A 6220-nucleotide genomic window follows, 5' to 3' on the forward strand; every position below is an offset into this window, starting at 1 on the left:
ACCGGAATTAGCCCCAAATCGTGCATAAAATGCGCTACTGTATTGCAAAACGTTGGCCTGTTGTGCATAACCAGCCATAGCAGCGGGCGGCGTTTTGATGGTTCGGATCGGATTGTCTCGACATATGTCCGACTGAACATTTCTTTGTCCTATCTCATAAGGAGGATGGCATGGCTGATTCTATGTTCCACCAGCCCGTTATGGGTCGTCGCGCCTTTGTCGGCGGTACCCTTGCTGCGAGCTCCATGGCTTTTCTTGCCGCATGCGGCAAGAAGGGCGGCGACGCTTCCGGTTCTGAGTCCGGTTCGACGCTGAACTTCTACATCAACAACCCGGTCTGCATCGACCCCTACAACGTCCAGGAGGATCAGGGCACTCAGGTCGAGTACCAGCTGTTCGATGCTCTGACCTCTTACGACGCCGAGAAGGGCAAGATCGTCCCGCTGGCTTGCGAGTCCTTCGAGGCCAACGACGACGCCACCGAGTTCACCTTCAAGATCAAGAAGGCCAAGTTCCACAACGGTGACGACGTTACCTCCAAGTCCTTCAAGCTCGCTTGGGAGCGTCTGGTCAACACCAAGTCGGCCATCGCTACCGAGTACGGTCCTTCCGAGGTCTCCTATCACCTTTCCATGGTCGAGGGCTATGATGACCTGCTTGCCGGTAACGCTACCGAGCTCAGCGGTGTTACTTGCCCCGACGATGAGACCCTCGTCGTTAAGCTGTCTTCCGCTTACGCCGACTTCCCCTTCGTCGCCTCTCACCCGGCTCTGTCCCCGGTTCCCGAGTGCGCCGAGTCCGATGTTAAGAGCTTCTACCTTGCCCCGATCGGTAACGGCCCGTTCATGATGGACGGCAAGTGGGAGGATGGTCAGGAGATCAACCTCAAGAAGTTCGACGATTACTATGGCGACAAGGCCAAGATCGATGGCATCCACTTCCAGGTCATCAAGGACATGGAGACCGCCTACAAGGAGTTCCAGGCCGGTAACCTCGATATCTGCGACGTTCCCGTTGCTCAGATCGACGCTGCCAAGAAGGATCGCGGCGTGTCCAAGGACGGCTACACCATGGGCGACGGCGAGCGCATGCTGCTCGGCGCCGAGCCTTCCACCTACTACCTGACCTGCAACACCACGGCTGAGCCGTTCAACAACGCCGACCTGCGCAGGGGTATCTCCCTGGCCATTAACCGTGAGGCCATCTGCAAGACCATCTTCAAGGGTACCCGTACCCCCGCCGACGGCATTGTTCCTCCGGGCATCGATGGCTACAAGGAGGGCGCATGGGAGTTCTGCGCCTACGACGTCGACAAGGCTAACGAGTACCTCGACAAGGTTGCTCCTGCCGGTGCCAACGGCGACCGTGGCATTAGCGTGACCCTTTCCTACAACCAGGACGGTGGCCACAAGGAGATCATGGAGTCCATCATCGGCGACCTCGCCAAGGTCGGCGTTACCGCCGTCTCCGATACCCCTGAGTGGTCTGCGCTGCTCGAGCAGTACCAGAACTTCAACTATCAGTTCGGTCGTCTGGGCTGGATTGCCGACTACCCGATCATGGACAACTTCCTGTATCCGCTGTTCCACTCCGACTCCCTCGGTGGCGACAACCGCTCTGGTTACAACAACCCCGAGTTCGACGCCAAGGTCGACGAGGCTCGCACCACGGTTGACGACGAAGAGCGCGTCGCTAAGATGCAGGAGGCCGACGCAATGGTCGCTGCCGACTGCCCGGTCATCCCGGTGATGTTCTACACGCACACCATCGCCGGCTCCGATCGCATCAAGCACCTCTATGTCGATCCGCAGAAACACGCCGAGCTGGGTACCGCTGAGCTCGCCTAAGAGTTTGCAGCTTCCGTGAGGGTCAAGTATTTACGTAGACCTCATGGGAAACATACAGTTCTCCCTAACCTGGGGTAAACTGGCTGATGGTAATTTTGGGATGCCGGTCTGGCGATCGGCATCCCATTTAGGTTAATCCCTAGATAGGGGAGTGGTATGGGTAAGTACATCGTTAAACGTGTGCTTCAGTTCATCCCGGTGTTTTTGGGCGTTACGCTGATTCTGTTCGCCCTCCAGAATATCGTGCCGGGAGATCCGATCAAGCTGATCGGTGGAGACAAGGCTCTGTCCCCCGAGGTGGAGCTTCAGCTTCGCGTTCGCTATCACCTGGTCCAGACGGACGAGGACGGCAATGCGATCCTTGACGAGAACGGCGACCCCGTTCAAACGTCGCTCGTGGACCGTTACTTGTATTACATGAACGGCCTGCTTCATGGCGATCTGGGCAATTCGTACCAGCGCAAGCTGCCGGTTACGGAGATCTTTGCCCAGAAGTATCCGTATACGGTCAAACTTGCCGCGTGCGCCATCGTGCTCGAGGCAATCATGGGCATCGGTGCGGGTATCATTTCGGCGGTTAAGCGTTATTCCTTCTGGGATATTTTGGTAACGCTCACCACGTCGATTCTCGTTGCCGTCCCGGCCTTCTGGCTCGGTATGTTGCTGCAGCTGTTCTTTGGCGTCATTCTCAAGGACGCCACCGGCGGTGCATTCTCCATGCCGATCTCGGGTGCCGGCGGTTCCAGCTCTCAGTATCAGGATTGGATGCACTATGTGCTTCCGACCATTACGCTGGCTTCGGTATCGACCGCTTATGCCGCCCGCATTATGCGCTCGCAGCTGCTTGACGTCATGAACCAGGATTACATCCGTACGGCAAAGGCCAAGGGTCTCTCCAATCGCGCGATCATCATCAAGCATGCGCTTAAGAATGCACTCATCCCCGTCGTTACCTATATTGGTGTCGACTTTGGTGGCATGCTTTCGGGCGCCATCCTGACCGAGACGGTCTTTAACTGGCCCGGTATCGGCTATGAGGTCTATCGCGCCATTAGCATGCGTGACTGGCCCATCGTTATGGGCGGCGTTACGCTCATTGTCGTCGTCGTTATGGTGATCAACCTGCTCGTCGACATTAGCTATGCATTCCTCGACCCGCGCATCCGCCTTGGCGGTCCGTCGGATAAGGCCTAAGGGAGGTACGTCTCATGCAGGAAACTGATTCTCAGTCTCAGGAGCAGGCTACCGCCACCAAGGCCGCATCTGCTCCCGCCAAGTCCCGCACGCTGTGGGGCGACGCTTTTAAGCGTCTTCGTAAGAACAAGCTCGCCGTTATCGGTGTCTGCTGGATCATCATCGTCGTTGTGGTTGCCCTGACTGCAGATCTGTGGGCTAAGCCCTGGCTCGGTTCCCCGACGGCTTCCGACTCGACCACTATGGCCGAGACGTCGCTGTTGGCTCCGTGTGCAGAGCACCCGTTTGGCACCGACGCCCTTGGTCGCGACATTCTCGTCCGCGTTATCTACGGTGCGCGCGTTTCGCTGTCCGTCGGAATTATGGCCACCGCGATCTCCACGCTAATTGGTCTGGTCATGGGTGCTCTGGCCGGTTTCTACGGCGGCATCTGGGATACGATCATCATGCGCTGTGCGGACATCTTCCTGGCGTTCCCGTACGTGCTGTTCGTTGTCGCCATGATCGCCGTTATCGGCCGTGGCCTTCAGAACGTCTTTATCGCCATCGGTATTCTCGGCTGGCCTTCGATTGCGCGCGTCTTCCGATCCGCGATCCTGACGGTCAAGGAAAACGACTATGTTGACGCTGCGCGTGCGATGGGTGCATCTGATGCTCGTATCGTCGTGCGTCACATCTTCCCGAACTCCGTCGCCTCCATCGTGGTCTACGCGACCATGAACATTGGTGGTGCCATTTTGACCGAGTCCGCTCTGTCCTTCCTCGGCATGGGCGTTATTCCGCCTACGCCTTCGTGGGGCTCCATGATTCAGGACGGTCAGCAGTATCTTCTGACTGCTCCCTGGATGATGATCATGCCCGGTCTGGCAATTCTCTCGACGGTGCTCGCCTTCACCCTGCTGGGTGACGGTCTGCGCGACGCCCTCGACGTCAAGATGAAGGACGCATAAGGATGAAGAAGAACAAGAACTATGTGGACCTGAAGGACCAGCCGGTTCCCGAGGGCCAGCATCTGCTCGAGGTCGATGACCTTAAGATGTATTTCCACACCGAGGACGGCGTTGTTCGCGCTGTCGACGGTGTCTCCTACACGCTCGATCGCGGCGAGACCCTGGGTGTCGTCGGTGAGTCCGGCTCCGGCAAGTCCGTGACCGCCATGACCATCATGGGCCTTATCTCGATGCCTCCGGGAAAGATTGAGGGCGGCGACGTTCGCTACCGCGGCCGTTCTATCCTCGAGATGACCGAGGAAGAGATGCAGCACATTCGCGGTAACGATATCGCGATGATCTTCCAGGATCCTATGACCTCCCTGAACCCGGTCTACAAGATCGGCAAGCAGGTGGGCGAGGGCCTTCGTCTGCACCGTGGTTACTCCAAGCAGGAGGCGCTCAAGCGCGCCACCGAGCTTTTGGATCTCGTCGGTATTCCCGAGCCCGAGAAGCGCGTTAACGAGTATCCGCACCAGTTCTCCGGCGGTATGCGTCAGCGCGTCATGATCGCCATGGCTCTTGCCTGCGACCCCGATATTCTGATTGCCGACGAGCCCACGACTGCTCTGGACGTTACCATCCAGGCTCAGATTATTGAGCTTATGCAGGAGATGCAGGAGAAGAACGGCAACGCCATCATCATGATCACCCACGACCTGGGTGTTGTCGCCGATATGGCCGATAAGATCATGGTTATGTACGCCGGCCGTCCCGTCGAGTTCGGTACTGCTGAGGAAATCTTCTACGAGAGCCGCCATCCTTACACTTGGGGTCTTATTCGTTCCATTCCGGAGCAGGCTATCGAGGAGAAGAAGCCGCTGACGCCGATTCACGGCAACCCGCCTTCGCTCATGAACCTGCCTGAGGGCTGCGTCTTCTCTCCTCGCTGCCCCTATGCGACGGACAAGTGCCGCAAGCAGCGCCCCGAGCGCGTTGTCACCGAGTCTGGTCACTACTCTGCGTGCCACTACTCCGGTGACCCCGAGTTCCTCAAGAACGCTCCTGAGACGTCCCGTACGCGCAAGGATTCCAAGAAGGGAGGCGAGGCGTAAATGGCAGACAATAACGAGCGTACTCCGCTGCTGAAGGTCGAGCACCTCTCTAAGGAGTTCCCCGCAGAGTCCGGCATGTTCGCCAAGCGTTTTTCCAAGCGCGTCGTCTCTGCTGTAAACGACATCTCTTTTGAGATTTATCCGGGCGAGACCTTTGGTCTGGTCGGCGAGTCTGGTTGCGGTAAGTCCACCACGGGCCGCACCATCATGCGTCTGACCAAGCCGACTGCCGGTAAGGTATTCTTCCAGGGCAAAGATGTTGCCGAGATGAGCAAGCATGAGATCAAGGACATGCGTCGCGAGATGCAGTTTATCTTCCAGGATCCTTACGCTTCGCTCAATCCTCGTATGACCATCGGCGAGATCGTCTCCGAGCCCATGACCATTCACGGCGTGGGCACCAAGGAGGAGCGCATTGAGCGTGTCCGCGAGCTTCTCGACGTTGTCGGTCTGAACCCTGAGCACATTAACCGTTATCCGCACGAGTTCTCTGGCGGTCAGCGCCAGCGTGTCGGCATTGCCCGCGCATTTGCGTTGAAGCCCAAGCTGATTATCTGCGACGAGCCGGTTTCCGCTCTGGATGTGTCCATTCAGGCCCAGGTTCTGAACCTGCTCAAGGAACTTCAGGACAAGTTCGGTACGGCGTATCTGTTTATCGCCCACGACCTGTCCGTCGTGCAGCACATCTCCGATCGCGTCGCCGTTATGTATCTGGGTAAGATGGTCGAGGTTTCGGACTGGAAGACGCTTTACAGTGAGCCGCACCACCCGTACACGCAGTCGCTGCTGTCTGCTGTGCCGGTGCCCGATCCTGATATCCAGAAGACCCGTAAGCGCATCATCCTTGCCGGCGACCCGCCGTCACCGCTGGATCCGCCGACCGGTTGCCGTTTCCACACCCGCTGCCCGATCGCGCAGGGCATCTGCTCCGAGAAGCTTCCTGAGTTTAAGGAAGTCGCTCCGGGCCACTGCTGCGCGTGCCACTTCGCGGAGCCGTTCCCGATCAAGGAATCGCACATCGACCTGTAGTCGGTTGTTTGTCCGGGCCCGTGCTGGACTTAGTTTTCAGAACGTCCTCGACCATGGAAACCCCCTTATCCTGCTCCTTCGGAGCTGCGGATAAGGGGGTTTCCTG

Annotated in this window: 5 protein-coding genes; all 5 read left to right on the plus strand. The window is 58.0% G+C overall.

Going from position 1 to position 6220, the window contains the following annotated elements; genetic code table 11:
• Positions 1-170 precede the first annotated feature (170 nt).
• The 5 genes from I2D57_RS05440 (at position 171) to I2D57_RS05460 (ending at position 6114) form a co-directional block, all read left to right on the plus strand.
• Positions 171-1847 (plus strand): peptide ABC transporter substrate-binding protein, encoded by a 1677-nt coding sequence (locus tag I2D57_RS05440; RefSeq protein ID WP_192934623.1) that lies wholly within the window; start codon positions 171-173, stop codon positions 1845-1847.
• A gap of 156 nt (positions 1848-2003) precedes the next feature.
• A complete protein-coding gene (locus tag I2D57_RS05445) occupies positions 2004-3041 on the plus strand; it encodes an ABC transporter permease (RefSeq protein ID WP_117637996.1) in 1038 nt (345 codons plus the stop codon).
• 14 nt (positions 3042-3055) lie between these two features.
• Positions 3056-3991, plus strand: coding sequence for an ABC transporter permease (locus tag I2D57_RS05450; RefSeq protein ID WP_035138881.1), 936 nt, complete (start codon positions 3056-3058; stop codon positions 3989-3991).
• Positions 3992-3993: 2 nt separating this feature from the next.
• Positions 3994-5085, plus strand: a complete 1092-nt coding sequence (locus tag I2D57_RS05455) for an ABC transporter ATP-binding protein (protein WP_022094887.1) — start codon at positions 3994-3996, stop codon at positions 5083-5085.
• A complete protein-coding gene (locus tag I2D57_RS05460; protein ID WP_006236139.1) occupies positions 5086-6114 on the plus strand; it encodes an ABC transporter ATP-binding protein in 1029 nt (342 codons plus the stop codon).
• Positions 6115-6220: the final 106 nt, after the last annotated feature.

Origin of the sequence: Collinsella aerofaciens (assembly GCF_015553355.1) — a bacterium.
GTDB lineage: Bacteria > Actinomycetota > Coriobacteriia > Coriobacteriales > Coriobacteriaceae > Collinsella > Collinsella aerofaciens_V.

Bases quoted from the DNA above. Each gene is read 5' to 3' on its own strand.
- I2D57_RS05460 (WP_006236139.1), top strand. From the start codon at position 5,086: ATGGCAGACAATAACGAGCGTACTCCGCTGCTGAAGGTCGAGCACCTC.
- I2D57_RS05445 (WP_117637996.1), top strand. From the start codon at position 2,004: ATGGGTAAGTACATCGTTAAACGTGTGCTTCAGTTCATCCCGGTGTTT.
- I2D57_RS05450 (WP_035138881.1), top strand. From the start codon at position 3,056: ATGCAGGAAACTGATTCTCAGTCTCAGGAGCAGGCTACCGCCACCAAG.
- I2D57_RS05455 (WP_022094887.1), top strand. From the start codon at position 3,994: ATGAAGAAGAACAAGAACTATGTGGACCTGAAGGACCAGCCGGTTCCC.
- I2D57_RS05440 (WP_192934623.1), top strand. From the start codon at position 171: ATGGCTGATTCTATGTTCCACCAGCCCGTTATGGGTCGTCGCGCCTTT.